General features: G+C 72.0%; 16 protein-coding genes. 7 read left to right on the top strand and 9 right to left on the bottom strand.

Features of this window, described 5'->3' with window-relative positions; genetic code table 11:
• Positions 1-137: 137 nt before the first annotated feature.
• The 3 genes from NNL39_RS02465 to NNL39_RS02455 are packed head-to-tail and all read left to right on the top strand — an operon-like array spanning position 138 to position 4,912.
• Complete coding sequence (locus NNL39_RS02465; protein WP_255160123.1) at positions 138-458, top strand: WhiB family transcriptional regulator; 321 nt, start codon at positions 138-140, stop codon at positions 456-458.
• A gap of 55 nt (positions 459-513) precedes the next feature.
• Positions 514-3,390: a glycosyltransferase gene (locus NNL39_RS02460; RefSeq protein WP_255160122.1), complete on the top strand. Its 2,877-nt coding sequence runs from the start codon at positions 514-516 to the stop codon at positions 3,388-3,390.
• Positions 3,377-4,912: a DUF5719 family protein gene (locus NNL39_RS02455; RefSeq protein WP_255160121.1), complete on the top strand. Its 1,536-nt coding sequence runs from the start codon at positions 3,377-3,379 to the stop codon at positions 4,910-4,912. The genes NNL39_RS02460 and NNL39_RS02455 overlap by 14 nt, the downstream gene beginning before the upstream one ends.
• Positions 4,913-4,925: 13 nt before the next feature.
• On the opposite strand, the gene NNL39_RS02450 is transcribed toward NNL39_RS02455, so the two are convergent.
• Positions 4,926-5,354, bottom strand: a complete 429-nt coding sequence (locus tag NNL39_RS02450; protein WP_255160120.1) for a hypothetical protein — start codon at positions 5,352-5,354, stop codon at positions 4,926-4,928.
• A 52-nt stretch (positions 5,355-5,406) separates the two neighbouring features.
• On the opposite strand from NNL39_RS02450, the gene NNL39_RS02445 reads away from it, so the two are divergent.
• Positions 5,407-5,619, top strand: a complete 213-nt coding sequence (locus NNL39_RS02445) for a DUF3499 family protein (RefSeq protein ID WP_255160119.1) — start codon at positions 5,407-5,409, stop codon at positions 5,617-5,619.
• Here the strand turns inward: NNL39_RS02445 and NNL39_RS02440 are convergent.
• The 3 genes from NNL39_RS02440 to NNL39_RS02430 are packed head-to-tail and all read right to left on the bottom strand — an operon-like array spanning position 5,592 to position 7,481.
• Entirely contained in the window at positions 5,592-6,320 is a 729-nt protein-coding gene (locus NNL39_RS02440; RefSeq protein ID WP_255160118.1) for a DUF2306 domain-containing protein, read from the bottom strand. The two genes, NNL39_RS02445 and NNL39_RS02440, sit on opposite strands and share 28 nt — an antisense overlap.
• On the bottom strand, positions 6,320-7,018 hold the full coding sequence (locus NNL39_RS02435; protein WP_255160117.1) for a hypothetical protein: 699 nt from the start codon (positions 7,016-7,018) through the stop codon (positions 6,320-6,322). The genes NNL39_RS02440 and NNL39_RS02435 overlap by 1 nt, the downstream gene beginning before the upstream one ends.
• Before the next feature lie 7 nt (positions 7,019-7,025).
• Positions 7,026-7,481, bottom strand: coding sequence for a DUF6326 family protein (locus tag NNL39_RS02430; protein ID WP_255160116.1), 456 nt, complete (start codon positions 7,479-7,481; stop codon positions 7,026-7,028).
• Between the two features lie 133 nt (positions 7,482-7,614).
• On the opposite strand from NNL39_RS02430, the gene NNL39_RS02425 reads away from it, so the two are divergent.
• The 3 genes from NNL39_RS02425 to NNL39_RS02415 are packed head-to-tail and all read left to right on the top strand — an operon-like array spanning position 7,615 to position 10,611.
• Positions 7,615-8,298: a TetR/AcrR family transcriptional regulator gene (locus NNL39_RS02425; protein WP_255160115.1), complete on the top strand. Its 684-nt coding sequence runs from the start codon at positions 7,615-7,617 to the stop codon at positions 8,296-8,298.
• Positions 8,299-8,328: 30 nt separating this feature from the next.
• The gene (ahcY, locus tag NNL39_RS02420; protein ID WP_255160114.1) at positions 8,329-9,831 is read left to right on the top strand and encodes an adenosylhomocysteinase; all 1,503 of its coding nucleotides are present in this window, start codon (positions 8,329-8,331) and stop codon (positions 9,829-9,831) included.
• A 24-nt stretch (positions 9,832-9,855) separates the two neighbouring features.
• On the top strand, positions 9,856-10,611 hold the full coding sequence (locus tag NNL39_RS02415; protein WP_255160113.1) for an FkbM family methyltransferase: 756 nt from the start codon (positions 9,856-9,858) through the stop codon (positions 10,609-10,611).
• 18 nt (positions 10,612-10,629) lie between these two features.
• Here the strand turns inward: NNL39_RS02415 and NNL39_RS02410 are convergent, their stop codons facing one another.
• The 5 genes from NNL39_RS02410 to NNL39_RS02390 are packed head-to-tail and all read right to left on the bottom strand — an operon-like array spanning position 10,630 to position 16,912.
• Positions 10,630-11,823 carry a cellulase family glycosylhydrolase gene (locus NNL39_RS02410; protein ID WP_255160112.1) on the bottom strand — a complete coding sequence of 398 codons (1,194 nt, stop codon included), beginning with the start codon at positions 11,821-11,823 and terminating at the stop codon, positions 10,630-10,632.
• Complete coding sequence (locus NNL39_RS02405) at positions 11,820-12,368, bottom strand: DUF2231 domain-containing protein (RefSeq protein WP_255160111.1); 549 nt, start codon at positions 12,366-12,368, stop codon at positions 11,820-11,822. The genes NNL39_RS02410 and NNL39_RS02405 overlap by 4 nt, the downstream gene beginning before the upstream one ends.
• 37 nt (positions 12,369-12,405) lie before the next feature.
• Positions 12,406-12,975, bottom strand: coding sequence for a CoA-binding protein (locus tag NNL39_RS02400; protein ID WP_255160110.1), 570 nt, complete (start codon positions 12,973-12,975; stop codon positions 12,406-12,408).
• Positions 12,976-12,977: 2 nt separating this feature from the next.
• Positions 12,978-14,273, bottom strand: coding sequence for an O-acetylhomoserine aminocarboxypropyltransferase/cysteine synthase family protein (locus NNL39_RS02395; protein ID WP_255160109.1), 1,296 nt, complete (start codon positions 14,271-14,273; stop codon positions 12,978-12,980).
• Between the two features lie 44 nt (positions 14,274-14,317).
• Positions 14,318-16,912 (bottom strand): cation-translocating P-type ATPase, encoded by a 2,595-nt coding sequence (locus NNL39_RS02390; RefSeq protein WP_255160108.1) that lies wholly within the window; start codon positions 16,910-16,912, stop codon positions 14,318-14,320.
• Positions 16,913-16,985 lie beyond the last annotated feature (73 nt).

Raw genomic sequence — 16,985 nt, 5'->3', positions numbered from 1 at the left:
ATCGTTCTCTGCGGCGCGTCGCAACTCTGAATAGCGAGTCGAACCTTTTACTATCCGCGACTTGACGCGAGCGAATGACACGAGTGTAATTAGGGCATCCCGCGCACCGGGGGTCGCGTGGGGGAGGGAGTCTGAGCATGAGCGAGTACCGGAACACCGTTCCTGGAGACTGGTTCGTCGACCCCGTCCGCCTCGGCGTTCCGGGCGTTCGTCGCCCGCGCTCGGTCGACGACGACGACACCGCGCTCGCCTGGCAGGCCGATGCCCTCTGCGCGCAGACGGACCCGGAGGCGTTCTTCCCGGAGAAGGGCGGCTCGACCCGCGACGCGAAGAAGATTTGCACGACGTGCGAGGTGAAGGCCGAGTGCCTCGAGTACGCGCTGCAGAACGACGAGCGGTTCGGCATCTGGGGCGGGCTGAGCGAGCGCGAGCGCCGCAAGCTTCGCCGCCGCGCGTGACCGCCGCGACCGCGTCCGCCGCCGCGTAGCGTCGCCGCCGTTGAGGGTCGAGAGGGTGCAGCCCCGAGTCATCGCGATCGTCGCCGCCCGCCGGGGGGGCGAGGCGTTGCAGCAGACCCTGGATGCCCTGGCCCAGCAGAGCCGCCGCCCCGACCTGCTCGTGGTCGTCGACGCCGCGGGCGCCGACGCCGTGACGAGCCAGCTCGCCGCCGCGAACCCCACCCAGTTCGTCACCGCATCGTCGGGGCTCGGATTCGGCGAACTGGTGCACCGCGGCCTCGCCGCCGTGCCCGTGCCGCAGCCCACCTCGTCGCCCTACGGCGGGGTCGATGAGTGGGTCTGGCTGCTGCGGCACGACACCGTGCCCGACCCGCGCGCGCTCGAGCGGCTGCTCGCGGCCGTCGAGATCGCGCCCTCCGTGGCGGCTGCAGGCCCCAAGCAGCTCGAGGCCGAGCACCCGACCGTGATTGCGGGCTACGGCGAGACTCTCACGCGCTGGGGCGCCTCGATCGGCTTCGCCGAGCGCGAGCTCGACCAGGCGCAGCACGACCGCATGAGCGACGTGCTGGCGATGGGCGAGGCGGGCTTGCTCGTGCGCCGCACCGTCTACAACGCGGTCGAGGGCTTCGACCCGGCCCTGCCCTCGGTCGATGCCGCGCTCGACCTGTGCGTGCGCATCCGCCTCGCGGGGCACCGCGTGATCGGCGTGCCCCAGGCGCGCGTGTTCGTGCACGAGGGGTCGGCGCTGGCCGCTCGGCCCGGTGCGGCGCCGCGCCCCGTTTCGGCGCGCACGCACGCCCGGTGGCGCCGCACGGCTCAGTTGCACCGGCGACTCGTGTACGCGCCCGCCGCGGCGGTGCCGCTGCACTGGCTGAGCCTCGTGCCGCTGGCGGTCGCGCGCGCGCTCGGTCACCTGCTGCGCAAACGGCCCACGCTCGTCGGGGCCGAGTTCGCGGCCGCGCTCGCTGTGGCCTTCTCGGGCGGTGCCGTGCCGAGCGCGCGCCGTCGCCTCGCCCGCGGGCGCACGCTCGGCTGGGGCGCGATCGACCCGCTGCGCCTCCCGCCCGACGAGGTGCGGCGCCGCCGCGCCATCGCCCGCGACGCTGAGGTGAGCGCGCAGGAGGACGATCGGCCGCCGCGCCCCGACTTCCTTCCCGGCGGGGCTGCGGCCGTCGCCGTGGCCGCGCTCGTCGGGGTGATCGCGTCGGCTCCGCTGCTCGGTGCGCCGGCACTGCTCGGCGGGGCGCTCGCGCCGCTCGCCCCCGACGTGGCGAGCCTGCTCGCCGGTCTCGAAGGCTCGAGTGCGGGTGCCGCTGATCCCTTCGCCTTCGTGCTCGCGCTGCTCGGTGTGCTGACCCCGTGGCAGCCCTCGCTCTCGCTCGTCGTGCTGTGGGTGGCTGCGCTGCCGCTTGCGGCACTCGGCGGCTGGTGGGCCGCGGCCGCGGTCGTGCGCCGCCCGGTGCCGGCGTTCGTCGTCGCCCTGGTGTGGGCCTTCTCGCCCGCGCTGCTCAGCGCGCTCGCTCTCGGTCGCCCGGCGGCCGTCATCGCTCACCTCGCGCTGCCCTGGCTCATCGTGAGCGCGGCGCGCGCCCCCCGGTCGTGGAGCGCCGCCGCCGTGGTCGGCCTGACGGGAGCGGTCGTCGTCGCGAGCGCCCCGAGCCTGCTACCGGCTCTGCTCATCGCGTGGGTGGTGTGGATGCTCGCCAACCCTCGTCGCGCCGGCCGGCTGCTGACGCTCGTCGTGCCCACCGCGGCCCTGCTCGCGCCGCTCGTCGTCGACCAGCTGCGCCGCGGCACGCCGGGGGGGCTCCTCGCCGACCCGGGGCTCCCCGCCCCGCCCGGAGCGGTCTCGGCTCCGACCCTGCTGCTCGGCTGGCCGGCGCCCGAGCTCGTGCTCGCGCCGCTGACCGCTCTGCTGCCGGGTGTCGGGGCGACGGCGCTGCTCGTCGCCCTCGCGGTGCTCGCCGCGCCGCTCGTGGTGCTCGCGCTGCTCGGCACGGCCCTTCCCGAGGGGCGCCGCGGCATCGTGCCGCTCGTGCTCGCGGCGCTCGGCCTCGTGACGGCGTGGGCCGTCGCAGGCATCTCGGTGTCGGTCGCTGAGGGTCGACCCGTGCTGCTCGACACGGCTCCGGCGCTGAGCCTGCTCGGCATGGGGCTCGCGCTCGCGGCGGGCATCGCCCTCGACGGCCTGCAGGCCGCGCCGCGTCACCGTGCGGCCCGCGCGGTCGGTGGCGGGTTCGCCGGTGTCGCCGTCATCGCGTCCGCGCTGGCCATCGCCCCGCTCGTGGTCGTCGCCGCGACGGGCGGCACGGCCGTCACACCGAGCGAGCCCAGTACGCTGCCGGCGCTCGTCGCGGCCGAAGCGCAGCGTGATCCGGCGCTCGGCACGATCGTGCTCACGCCCGTCGAGGGCGGCCTCGCAGTGCGTCTCGAGCGCGGAGCGGGCGCAACGCTCATCGCGCAGCGCACGGTCGAGGCCACTGCGGTGCTCGCCGGGGACGGGCCTGCGCCCGCGGCCGAGGCGCTCGCACTGCTGGCCGGCAACCTCGCGGCGCCGAGCGGTCGCGATGTCGCGCCCGAGCTCGACGCCCTCGACGCGCGCTTCGTGCTGCTCGAGCAGGCCGACCCGGGCGTCGCGGGCTCGACCGTCGACGGCATCACCGCGGCGCTCGACGGCAACGCCGTGCTGGCTCCCGTCGGCGCGGCGGATGCTGGCCAGCTGTGGAGGGTCGTGCCCGACGACACCTCGCGCACGGCGGAGCCTGAGCGGCCGGCCTCGAGCGCGATCGTGCTGGCCGTGCAGCTCGGAATTCTCGCCCTCACCCTGCTGCTCGCGGTGCCCACGAGCCTGCGGCCGCGTCGTGCCCGCGCCGATCTGCGCGCCGATGACACGCCCGCGTCGACCTTCGAGGCGGGTGATGACGATGAGTGACGCTGTGCACCCCGACGCACCGACACCCGACGCACCCACACCCGACGCGCCGACACCCGACGCGCCCACACCCGGTGCCGTTCCGTCCGCCCCGGTCGACGCCGCTCCGCGACGTCCGGCGACGAGCGGGCGCGGGTCGCGGCTGCTCGCGGCCGGCGGCCGGGCATCCCTCGCCCTCGTCGCGGCAGGAGCCGCCGTGACGCTCGGTGCCGGCGTGCTGCTCGTGCCAGCACCGACGTCGGCGCCCGTCATCCCGTCGGTCGCCGTGCAGCCCGACCGGCCCGACCAGTCGCTCGTGTGCGCGGGGGCCGCCCTCGGGCTGACTCGCGGCGCCGATCCGCAACTGACGTCCGTCGCCGCCGACCGTCGGCGGAGCGTCGGCGAGGGGCTCGTCGAGTCGCGCATCTCGACGAGCGATGCGATCGACGGTGGCGCGGTCGTCGTGACGCTGCCGCGCGAGGCGCCCGGTGAGGGTCTCGCCGCCAGCCAGTCGGTGCTCGCCGCCACGCCCGAGGTCGCGGGGCTCGCGGCGGCCGAGTGCCTCGCGCCCACGCGCAGCGCCTGGCTCGTGGGCGGGGCCACCACGGTCGGTCGCACCTCGTGGGTCGTGCTGACCAACGCCGACGACGTCGATGCGACCGTCGACCTGCGCCTGTGGGGTGCGACGGGCCCCCTCGAGGCGCCCGGAACTTCCGGCATCACGGTGCCCGCGGGCGCGCAACGCGTCGTGCCCCTCGCCGGTCTCGCGGTCGACGAGCCCTCGCCCGTCGTGCAGGTGGCGAGCACGGGCGGGTCGGTCGCGGCGACGCTGCAGACCTCGATCGTGCGCGGGCTGACGCCGAGCGGCCTCAGCATCGTGACGCCGCTCGCCGAGCCGGCCGAACGTCATGTCATCGCCGGCCTGCCGGTGATCGGCGGCCAGCTGGTGCTCGAGCGGTCGACGGTCGACGGCGGCGTCGACGGCCTCACCGCTCTGCGGATGCTCGCACCCGGTGAGGCGGACGCCGCGGTGACGGTGACCCTCGTCGCCCAGGATGGCGGGGTCGGTCTGGCGACCGAGGCCGTGCTCGAGGCCGGCACCGTGCTCGACCTGCCCATCACGCTGCTGGCCGACGGCGAGTACGGCGTCATCGTGCAGTCCGACGAGCCCATCGTCGTAGCGGCGCGCACGAGCACCGCGACCGCCGACGCGATCGACGTCGAGTGGTTCACACCGAGCCCCGTGCTCGAGGCGGGAGTCGAGGTGCTCACCGCGGTCGCCCCGCTCGACGACGCGGGCGCCGCCGTGCTGCATCTCGTGGCACCGGAGGGCGCGGCCGAGGTGACGGTCGACGGCCGCGTCGTGTCGGTGCCCGCGGGCGGCGGGGTCGTCGTGCCCTCGCCGGCGAACACGGGGCTGCGCCTGAGCTCGACGGCCCCCGTGCACGCGAGCCTGAGCTATCGCGGCCCGGGCCTGCTCGCGGGCTCGCGCGTCCTCCCGCCGCCCGCGGCGGGCAGCGCGCTCACGATCTTCCCGCGCTGACGGGGCACGCCGTTCACCAGTGGCGGAAGCGCTCCGGCGCCAGATCCCATGGGTCCTTGCCGATGAGTTCGCCCACGGCGCGGAACACGCAGCTCTCGACCATGAGGCGCCGGTGCCAGTCGTCGTCGCGGTGCAGCCGGCTCATGCGCTCGATGGGGATGCGGAAGAGCACCACGAGGCTCTGCTCGGGCACGACCCGCCAGCGGGCGACGCCGCGCACGCCGAGCGGCTGATCGGGCATCGGCGTGACATCGATGCGCAGCGTTGCGAGGTCATCGGGCCACAGGTCGACGAGGTAATCGGCCGTCGACTGCACGGCGGTCTCGAAGAGGTCGCGCCGCGTGTGGGCGAGCGGGAGGTGCGGCCCGGTGACGGGCGAGCGTCCGGTGCGGCCGTGGCGGGCGCGGGCCCGCGCACTCGGGGTGCGGGGTGCTCGTGCCACGCGCCCAGCCTATCGTCGTGGTGGTGCGGGCCCGCCGTATGCTGTGAGAACCATGATCGGTCGACCGTGCAGCAAGGTGGCGTGCAGCGAGCCCGCGGCCCGCACGCTCACCTACGTCTACGCCGATTCGATGGCCGTGCTCGGGCCGTTGAGCGCTCGGCCCGAGCCGCACAGCTATGACCTCTGCGAGCGGCACTCCGAGCGGCTCTCGGCGCCGAACGGGTGGCAGATCGTGCGCTACAGCGCGCTCGGCGAGGTGGGCTGACCGCCGGGCACCGACGTGCCCCGAACTCGAGACCCGACCCGGCGCCCGATGATCACCTCCGCGACGATGCTGTTGATCAGGAAGCCCACGCCGACGAGCCAGGTCTCACTCACGACGGAGGTCTCGCCGCCGAGCATCGACCACACGATGAGCACGAGCGCCTGGGTTCCGCCGGTGACGGCGATCGCGAAGGCGCGCTTCATCCACGCTCCGTGAGCGACGAACCTGCGTCGCACGATGGCGATCGTAGCCAGCACCAGGAACACCAGCATGGGTACGGCGAAGGCGATTCGCACCAACGCCAGAGCGAACCCCTCGGGGGGCCCGGAGAAGAAGACCGCCAGGCTGATGCTCGCGAGCGCCCCGATCATCCCGGCGGGGATCAGCAGTCGACCGGCGCGGCGGTGCCACGCGCGGCGTCCCCGCAGCGCGGGGGAGAACTGGAACGCGCCGAGGACGCAGTACACGCTCATTCCCACGATGTGCGCCACGATCGCGACCGTGAGAGCGGGCGACGAGGGCGCGCTCGTGGGGTCGGTGCCCAGTTCTTCCAGCCGAAGAGCGCCTCCCAGGATGGGGAGTGCGCTGAGCAGCAGGAGGCCGGTGACCGCGGGCCACCCGCTGCGCCTCCGCGCCGACGCCCGGGGCGTCGACGGTCGCGGTCCGGTCGCCGTCGCGGCTGGCGTCGAGGTCGGTCCCATTACCGTCCTCCGGTCCCGGTGGATGCGCGGACCGAGCCGTCGGCACCGCCCGCCCGCAGCATCCGGACGCCGGTGACGAGGAGCCAGATGATCCAGACGGCGAGGCCCGGGAGTCCGACGAAGAGCATCGGCGAGCCGGCTGCGATGTCGAGGCTGAACGCGCCGACGGCGAGGAGCAGGACACCGCCCGTGAGGGCGAGCAATCGCTGCCAGGGCGGGCTCAGCCTGCTGCGGTGGGTCGCGAGTGCGACCGCGATCATGGTGACGCCGAGAGCCGGCAGCGACAGGGCGAATGCCGCGGCATGCAGTTGCCAGAGCATCGAGAACAGTGCCCGGGCGTCGGCGCTCTCGGCGGTGGCGAGCACCGCTCCGATCCACGTGACGCTGTAGAGGGCGAGGATCGCCGCGACGGTGGCGCCCGCGAGCATCGCGAGGCGCGACCAGTCTGCCCCAGCGCCCCCGCGTCGCCCGATGATCCCGTGAAGGCCTGCCAGGACTCCGAGCAGCAGCGGCACGTGCACGGCCTCCTGCGCGACCGCGATCGCGACGACAGCCCGGTTCTGCTCGTGCCATGCGATGACTGTGTCGATCGGATCCCCATAGCCGGGAGCGCCCGTCACCGCGAACATGATGTTCTGCGCCACCATCGACAGCGCGAGCGCGATCGCCGTCACGCCCACGACGCGCTTCGTCATCATCCCCGCCCTACTTCTCGACCGCGACGGCGGCAACGCGGGGCCACCGGGCGGCGGTGCGCAGGATGTAGACCATGATCGCCAGCTCGACGCCGATGGTGAGCACGTAGTAGAAGGCGTAGTCCGGCGTCGCTCCCGCCGCGTTGAAGACGATCAGCGGGATGTAGAGCGACGTGAAGACCAGGTTCGTCATGCGGTTCGCTCGCGCGGGCAGTGCCGCCGAGAGCAGCACCATGAGGCCCGGCAGCGCGATGATCACGAAGAAGACGCTCATCAGGGCGCCGCTGATGGCGAACTCGAAGATGACGCCGTTGCGGATGGAGTCGATCTCACCCGGCTGGTACAGGTGGAAGTAGTCGATGTAGAGGATGAGGAAGATCAGGCTCCCCCACGCGGAGGCGAGCTTCCCCCGCACCGACATCGGAGCGGCGTCGAGGGGTGTCGAGGTGGTCGTTCGGGCTGTCATCGTTCTTCCTTCTGGCGCGAGTGATTCCGGTCGGGGCACGGTGAGTTTCGTACACCGTACGTCGTACGCCGTACTATGGCCCGTACGCTGTACGGTTGTCAAGCCCATCAACCAGACGAGCGGAAGGATCGGGGTGCCAGCGAGCGGAGAACGCCCCGTCGGGTCCGACGCGGGGCTCAGCACGACGAGGGTCGTCGCCGAAGCGATCCGGCTCGCCGACCGCGAGGGGGTCGAGGGGCTCAGCATGCGTCGCCTGGCCAGCGAGCTCGGCGCCGGTGCGATGTCGCTGTACCACTACGTGGCGAGCAAGGACGAGTTGCTCGACGCCATGATCGACGTCGTGTTCGACGAGATCGAGCTGCCCGCCGAGACGATCGACTGGCAGTCAGCGATGCGGCGGCAAGCGGTCTCGGCCCGCACGGTGCTCGCCCGGCACCCCTGGGCGATCGGGCTCATGGAGTCGCGGACGACGCCTGGGCCGGCCAATCTGCGCCACCGCGAAGCGTTCACTGCGTGTCTGAGACGGGCTGGTTTCTCGATCGTGACGGCGACGCACGCCAACTGGTTGCTCAACAGCTACGTGTACGGATTCGCGCTCCAGGAGGCGAGCCTCCCGTTCGACACCGCCGACGGGCTTGCCGACATGACCGAGAGCGTCTACCTGCCGCAGCTGCCCGCCGAGCAGTTCCCGTATCTGCGGGAGTCGGCCGAGGGGCTCCTGGCGGCGGGCTACGACCCCCAGGCGGAGTTCCTCGTCGGTCTCGACCTCATTCTCGCCGCTCTCGAATCGCTGAGAGCGTCCGACTCCTCGGCGTAACTCCAGCCCGGTTGCTGTCAGAATGTGAGCATGAGCATCGACATCCCCGCGCGGCCCGCCGCCCTCTCCGTCGACACCCGCAACGGGGTCGCGTACCGCGTCGCCGACCTCGGCCTCGCCGAAGCCGGTCGTCACCAGATCCGCCTCGCCGAGCACGAAATGCCGGGCCTCATGAGCCTGCGCGAGGAGTTCGGCCCGCACCAGCCGCTCAAGGGCGCTCGCATCGCGGGCTCGCTGCACATGACGGTGCAGACGGCGGTGCTCATCGAGACCCTGCGCGCCCTCGGCGCCGAGGTGCGCTGGGCCAGCTGCAACATCTTCTCGACGCAAGACGAGGCCGCCGCCGCAGTCGTCGTGGGCACGACCGGCACGCCCGAGCGCCCCGAGGGCACCCCCGTCTTCGCCTGGAAGGGCGAGACGCTGGAGGAGTACTGGTGGGCCACCCAGCAGATCTTCGACTTCGGTGCTGACGAGAACGGCGCACCGCAGGGCCCGACGCTCATCCTCGACGATGGCGGCGACGCCACGATGCTCGTGCACAAGGGCACCGAGTTCGAGGCCGCGGGCGCGGTTCCCGACGCGGCCGAGGGCGACAGCCACGAGTGGCGCGTCGTGCTCGATGTGCTGCGCGACTCGCTGCAGAGCGACCCGCAGCGCTGGACCCGCATGGGCCAGGGCATCCTGGGCGTGACGGAGGAGACGACGACGGGCGTGCACCGCCTCTACGAGCTGCACCGCGACGGAAAGCTGCTCTTCCCGGCGATCAACGTCAACGACTCGGTCACCAAGAGCAAGTTCGACAACAAGTACGGCATCCGGCACTCGCTGCCCGACGGCCTCAACCGCGCGACCGACGTGCTCATGGGCGGCAAGACCGTCTTCGTGTGCGGCTACGGCGACGTGGGCAAGGGCTCGGCGGATGCTCTGCGCGGTCAGGGCGCGCGCGTCATCGTGAGCGAGATCGACCCGATCAACGCGCTGCAGGCGGCCATGGACGGCTACCAGGTGGCCCGCCTCGACGACGTCATCGGCGACATCGACATCCTCGTCACGGCCACTGGCAACGAGAACGTCGTGACGGTCGACCAGCTGCAGGCTCTCAAGCACCTCGCGATCGTCGCCAATGTCGGCCACTTCGACAACGAGATCGACATGGCCGGCCTCGAGTCGCTGCCCGGCGCCGAGCGCATCGAGATCAAGCCGCAGGTGCACGAGTGGCGCCTGCCGACCGGCCGCAGCATCCTCGTGCTCAGCGAGGGCCGGCTCATGAACCTCGGCAACGCCACCGGGCACCCGAGCTTCGTCATGAGCGCCTCGTTCACGAACCAGGTGCTCGCACAGCTCGAACTGCACACGAAGCTCGATGAGTACCCGATCGGCGTCTACGTTCTTCCCAAGTTCCTCGACGAGAAGGTCGCGCGACTGCACCTCGACGCGCTCGGCGTGAAGCTCACCGAGCTGACGCCGCGCCAGGCGCAGTACATCGGCGTGGATCCCGCCGGTCCCTTCAAGGTCGATCACTACCGCTACTAGCGGTTCGACGATCTGATGACCGGGATGACGGACGGCACGACGGCGCGGCTGCGCCTCGGCTACGCGGCGATGATGCTCGCGAGCCGGATCAACTGGGCTGAGCCCGAACTGCGCGGCCTGCGCGCCATCATCGGCAGCGGCGACGCCGTCATCGACATCGGCGCCGCGCACGGCATGTACACGATCCCGCTCGCGCGGCTCGTGGGCCCGACCGGTCGCGTCGACTCGTTCGAGCCGCATCCGCGACAGCAGAGCACTCTGCGCCGCTGGAAGCGCCTGCTCTCGGCACCGCAGATCACGGTGAAGGCGAGCGCGGCCGGACGCGAGCAGGGAGAGCTCACGATGCGGCTGCCGATCGTGCTCGGACTGCCCATCTACGGGCGCGCTCACCTCACCGACGGCGCAGCCCCGGGCCGTGCCGGCGAGCGCGTGCGCCACTGGCCCACGCCGACGACGGCGATCGACGACTGGGTCGACGAGCAGCAGATCGAGAAGCTGACGTTCATCAAGGCCGACGTCGAGGGCTTCGAACCGCAAGTGCTCGAGGGTGCCGCCCGCACGATCACGCGTGACCTGCCGAGCCTGCTGCTCGAGATCGAAGACCGCCACCTCGCGCGCTACGGCAACGACGCGGCCGGTGTCGTCGCCGAGATCGCCCGCCGCTGGCCCGAGTACGGCATGTACACGTGGGTGCGCGAGACCTGGGTGCGCACCGAGGCGGTCACGCTCGGAACGCGCAACTACTTGTTCGCGACCGACGCGGCGCTCGCCCGGGCCTGACGCCGTCGTCGCCGCCCGTCAGCGCTCGCGCGCTGCGAGCAGCTCGCGCAGGGCGGTGCCTGACGGCGCCCGGGCCTGCAGCGCGTCGTCGACGAGCGAGAAGGCGGCGTTGGGCTCCGACTCTGCGGCGGGGATGCTCCACCACGCCCACGCCAGCGCGCCCGAGAGGTGCTCGTCGGCCCACGTGAAAGCCCGCCGCACGTACTGGTCGCCGCCGTCGCTCTGCCCGAATTCGGCCATGACCACCGGCACGCGCTCGGCGAGCGGCGCCACGTCGGCGGCCCAGCAGGCCTCATCGGCACAGCGGTTGCCGGGATACGCGTGCAGACTCGCGATGAGCTGATCGTCATCCGGTGCGGCGTCGAGCCAGCCGCGCAGATCGTTGGCGTAGTCGATGCCGCTCAGCAGCAGGGGCTGATTGGCCCCCGTCGCGCGCACGGCGGCGACGAGGTCGGCCATGCCGACGGCCGCATAGGTATCCCCCGAGAGCGGGACGGCGAGGTCGTTCTCGAGCGGCGGTGAGCATCCCCCCACCGCCCAGCACTGCCAGTCGAGGGTGAACGCCCATTGCTCACGATCGGGGTCGTAGCGGCTGTGCGGCTCGTTGAACAGGTCGAACAGCACTCCCTGATGCTTGCGGTACTCGGTGGCGACGGCGGCCCAGAAACGGGGGCTGTCGGCGTCGGGCATCGGCCGCAGCCCGTCGGCGAGCGCGGGTGCGGGGGCGCTCCAGTGCAGGTCGAGAATCACGATGAGCCCTGCATCGGTGAGGCGCTCGACCCACGCACGAACCGCGTTGCGGTACTGCTCGCCCGAGCCGAAGGCGACCGCGGGCCGGTCGTCGAACCAGCACTGCTGGTTGAGGGGCACGCGCACGGCCGTGAACCCCCAGTCGACCATCGCGGCGACGGCCTCGTCGGTCGCACCGCCCTCGTTGAGGCCCCAGCCCTGGATGCACGCGTACTCGAAGCCCGGCCAGTTCGCCCCGACCAGCTGCAGCCGCTCGCCCGAGCGTCGGTCGATGAGATCGGCCCCGTCGACGGCGACCACGGGGGCCTCCGGCGTGAGGGATGCGAGCCCCGCGTTCAGGCCGCGCGCCGGGCTCGGCCACAGGGCCGGTGCGAGCAGCAGCGCGACCCCGATGGCGACGGCGGCGAGTGCGGTGGCGACCGCCGCGATGACCGCCCCCGTTCGTCGACGGCGCGCGGTCATCCGCCGACGCGGCCGAACCAGGTCGCGACGGCGCCCGAGTGGCCGACGAGCACCGTGTAGTAGATCGTGTACGCGGCCATGCCCGCGGTCACGACCGAGGCGGCGATGCGCAACGGGAGCCAGATGCGCGCGGGCGGCGTCGCTGTGGTCGTGGCGAGGCGCGAGGCCCGGGCCGACAGCTCGGCGATGACCGCCCAGATGACGGCCAGTACGACGGTGATGCCGGCGATGGCGGGCAGGTTCTCCCCGAGCTCCTCGTGCACCTCGGGCTCGCCCACGCGATCGGCAAGAGCCTCACCCGATTCCGCGGCCACCCACGCCGCAAGGGCGCCCACGGCCAGCGCGGCCACGACTCCCCAGCGCACGAGCCTGTGCACGCGCGGCAGGGCCATGACGACGATGAGGGCAAGGGCGGCCGCGGGTAGCACCACGACCGCGACGTGCACCACGAGCGGGTGCACCGGCAGGCCGCCGACGAGGTCGAAGAGGCCGCCACCGTCGGCGGGCAGGACGACGGGCGTGCGGGATGCGGCACCGAGGCTCATGGTGCGACCCTAGCCCCGCATCCGGCGTCGGATGCCGCTATCGCACCTGCTTCTTCGCCGAGATGACGCCGGTATCGAATCCCATGAGGTGCAGGCCGCCGTGGAACCGGGCGTGCTCGACCTTGATGCAGCGGTCCATGACGACGGTGAGTCCCTTCGACTCGCCGTCGACCGCGGCCTCCTCGTTCCAGATGCCGAGCTGCACCCACACGACCGGCGCGCCCACCGCGAGCACGTCGTCGATCACCGAGGGGATATCGCTCGCCTTGCGGAACACGTCGACGATGTCGGGCACCTCGGGCAACGAGGCGAGATCGGGATAGGCCGGCTCGCCGAGGATCTCGGTGGCGTTCGGGTTGACGAAGTAGACGCGGTAGTCGCTCGACTGCTGCAGGTAGGTGCCGACGAAGTACGAGCTGCGGGCCGGGTTCGGCGAGGCGCCGACGATGGCGATGCTCGTCGCGCGACGCAGGATGCCCAGCCGTTCTTTCGCGGACGGCCCGACCCAGGTGCGCTGCGAGCGCAGCAGCTTCGCGAGCGGCGAGCTCGCGGGAATGTCGCAGGTCAGCCCGTTGGCGAGGGTGACGGTGGCGGTGTCATCGCTCATCGCTATGCCCCCTTCAGCGCGGCGTCGAGCGCTTGGTCGAGGTCGTAGATGATGTCGTCGGCGTCTTCGATGCCGACCGAGAGGCGCACAAGGCCCGGGTGCACGCCGCCGTCGACGAGCTGCTGCTCGGTGAGCTGCGCGTGCGTCGTCGAGGCGGGGTGGATGATGAGCGTCTTCGCGTCGCCGATGTTGGCGAGGTGACTCGCGAGGTTCACGTTCTCGATGAGCCCCTGGCCGACGGCACGGCCGCCCGTGACGACGAAGCCGAACACCGAGCTCGGGCCGAGCGGCAGATACTGCGCCGCACGCTCGTGGTGGCGGTGCGAGGGCAGGCCCGCCCAGTTGACCGTCTCGATGCGCGGGTCGGCCTCGAGCCATTCGGCGACGCGGCGCGCGTTGTCGACGTGCGCCTGCATGCGGTACGGCAGCGTCTCGACGCCCTGCGCGAGCAAGAAGGCCGAGTGCGGCGCGAGCGCCGGCCCGATGTCGCGCAGCTGCTCGGCACGCAGTCGGGTGAGGAAGGCGTATTCGCCGAAGTTGCCGTACCAGGTGAGGCCGCCGTAGTGGGCGACGGTCTCCTCGAACAGGGGGAAGTTGTGGTTCGACCAGTCGAAACGCCCCGACTCGACGACGACGCCGCCGAGGGTCGTGCCGTGCCCGCCCAAGAACTTCGTCGCCGAGTGCACGACGATGTCGGCGCCCCACTCGATCGGCCGGCACAGGTAGGGCGTCGCGATCGTCGAATCGATGACGAGGGGGATGCTCGCCGCATGCGCCACGTCGGCGAGACCTGCGATGTCCGCGATGTCGCCGCTCGGGTTGGCGATGGTCTCGGCGAAGACGAGCTTCGTGCGGCCCGGGATGATCGCCGCGGCGTAGTCGGCGGGGTCGTCGCTCGCGACGAAGGTTGTCTCGACCCCGAACCGGCGCAGGGTGACGTCGAGCTGGGTGACCGAGCCGCCGTAGAGGTTCGACGAGGCGACGATGTGGTCGCCCGCTCCCGCGAGCGAGGCGAAGGTGACGAACTGCGCGCTCAGGCCGCTCGAGGTGGCCACGGCTCCGAGTCCACCCTCGAGGCTCGCCACGCGCTCCTCGAAGCTCGCGACCGTGGGGTTGGCGAGGCGACTGTAGATGTTGCCGTATTTCTGCAGCGCGAACCGGGCCGCAGCATCCTCAGTCGAATCGAACACGAAGGCGCTCGACTGGTAGATCGGCAGGGCGCGAGCGCCCGTCGCCGAATCGGGAACATTGCCGGCGTGCACGGCGCGCGTGCGGAAGCCATAGTCGCGGTCGGCCATTGCCTCAGGCTAGCCGCGCGCGCGTGGCCGTGTCGGGCCGCGCGTTACGCGACGTAATCTTTCGCGCGCTCCTCGGCCGCGGCATCCTGGGCCTGCCGCTCGTTGCGGCTCAGCCACCCCCACAGGGCGAACACGATGACGGCGTAGATGACCACGGGGATCAGCCACGGGATGAGGTCGAGCACCGAGCCCACCTCGTCGCTCGTGGTCGGCAGCACGATGGCCGAGAACGCGGTGGCGACGATGAGGAAGCTCACGATCCACAGCGGCTTCGACTGCACCCACAGGTCGCGACCGCTGAAGAAGGCGAGCGGCAGCAGCACGATCAGCAGCCCCGTCAGCGACTCGGCGACGATCGCGACGAGCGTGTCGTCGAGGAACACGCCGGGCAGGGTGTCGATGAAGCCGGGGATGCCGCGCAGCGCCGAATAGGCGAGGTACGCGACGAGGCCCACCCCGAAGACCACGCCGAACTGCAGCAGGATCGCCTTCGCCCGCAGTGCCGCGGGCACCGAGCCGACGATCGACAACCCGATCGCGAGCCCGATGAGGAACCCGGGGGTGAAGTCGATGAGCCGCGCGATGACGACACCGAGCACGGCGAGCAGCAGGGCCGTGGGCAGCATCTCGAGGCGGGACGAGATGCCCCAGAGCCGTTTCATGATGGCCCCGCTCAGCAGGGCGGCGAGGCAGTAGACGATGAAGATCGACAGGGCCATCGACAGCGTGAGCCTGATCGAGACGGGGTCGAACCCGTACTCGGGGTCGTTGAACCCGAAGATCACGCTCATGGCGAGCACGAGTAGTGCGGCGCTCACCACGGGCGATCGGGTCAGGCCGTTGACGCGCTCGTTGAGGCGGGCGAGGGCCCCTTGCACGACGATGTAGCCGCGGCCCAGGCGGTGGCCGCCGGAGGCCAGCGTCGAGTTGAGCAGCTCGGAGGGGATCGCGACGAGCAGCATCAGCGCGAGCGCGAAGCCACCGCCGGCGGCGAGCGCCACGGGGTTGGAGAACAGCTCGCCGAGGGTCGGGATCGAGCCGGTGATCGAACTCGGCGCGGCGGGATCGCGGCGATCGGGCGTGCCCCCCTCGCCGCCGCCGGGTGCGGGCTGCGCGGCGGGTTCCTCGACGGGCGGGGCCGGGTCGGGTGTCGGCTCGAGCACCGGCTCGTCGACGATCTCGGCGAGGGGCTCGGGCTCAACGGGCTCGGGGGCGGGGGCGACCGGCTGCTCGGCCGGCTCGGGAACCACCGGCGGCGCGGGGGCGAGCACGGTCGTGGCGATCGGGCTCGCCGCGAAGGTGCCGGCGACGAGGTAGTCGCCGACGACCGGGAGCGACCCCACGACCGGCGAGTTCGATCGCGCGAGGAACTGCCGCTCGCCCGCGGCGAGCACGCCCGTCGTGCACGACCACGATCCATCGGGGGCGACGGTGGTGCTGCAGACCTGGTTGCCGGGCACCGCCGCGGGCGAGATCGCCGATGCCTGCGGAGTGGTCGAGGAGGTCGCGAGCGCGAACGATGCGCCGTCGGGGGTGACGGGCAGCGCTTCGACGACGCGCAGGTCGCCGCCGGGCTCACCCGTGCCGCTGAAGATCACGCGACCGTTCGCGAGCGGCGTCGCCCGATCGATCGCGGGGGCCGGCGGAACGTAGATCGTCACGAGGCGGGATCCGACCGATTGCGCGCGGTAGCGCACGTCGATCGTGATGACCCACCACCCCGGGCTCAGCGCCTGTTCGAACACGAGTTGCGCACCGTCGACGAACTGGCCCGCGATGACGGGAGCCGTGAGGGTGTAGTCGAGGGGGGCGGCGGGGTTGTAGACCGAGTAGGAGTAGTTGGTGCCGGGATCGACCGAGAGCCACTCGACACGCAGCACGTTCGGCGGCGTGATCGTGAGGGTCGGCTCGCTCACCGGGTCGGCAGTCTCGACGATCGCGGAGGGCGTCGCGCTCGGCTGCTTCGCCTCACCCGGCTGCCCTTCACCGGCGAAGAACTGGATCGTCTCGCCGATCTGCTGCACCGTCTCGGTCAACTGGAACGTGCAGGACCACGTCGTGCCGGGATCGCCCGTCGTGAAGATGAACTCGAAGTTGCCCGGGCTGTACACCGCGTCGCCATTGCCGGTGCAGCTGGTCGGGCGGCTCTCGCCGAGGTTCGGCGAGAACAGGTAGCTCGCCACAGCGGTGCCCGGGCTCTTGGTGCCGCTCACCACCACCGTGCTCCACGCGTAGACCGGGTTCGGGCTGATGCTCGTGATCGGCACGACATCGGCGATCTCGACGAACGCCGGCCCGGTCGTCGGCACGGGGCTCTCCTGCTCGAGCGGCTGCTCCGGCGAGCTGGGCCCGGTCTCGACCGACGTCGGGGTGTCCACCGGCGACTCGGTCTCGATCGGCGTCTCGGTGTCGATCGGCGACTCGGTGTCGATCGGCGTCTCAACGGCAGCGGGCGCCGCCGGTTCGGCGGGCACCTCAGCCGGGACGAGCGCCTCGGGTTCGAGCGCCGTCGCCGACGGCGTCGGCTCCGGAAGCGGCAGCTGGTCGGCGCTCGCCGCGACGGGTCCGATCGCGAGTGCGACTGCGCCGAGCAGCGCGGCGAGCAGGGTGGCGCCAGAACGAACGGGGGGTCGAGCCATGACTGCTCCTCGGAGGGTGTGCGCGGGGGCGCACGGGGCAGAACAGGAATTGCTGTCACCCTAAGCGTTCGAC

It is taken from the genome of Microcella humidisoli, from assembly GCF_024362325.1.
Classification (GTDB): Bacteria; Actinomycetota; Actinomycetes; order Actinomycetales; family Microbacteriaceae; genus Microcella; species Microcella humidisoli.
Note: the sequence above shows the minus strand (reverse complement) of the source record. Positions and strands in the feature narration are given on the sequence as shown.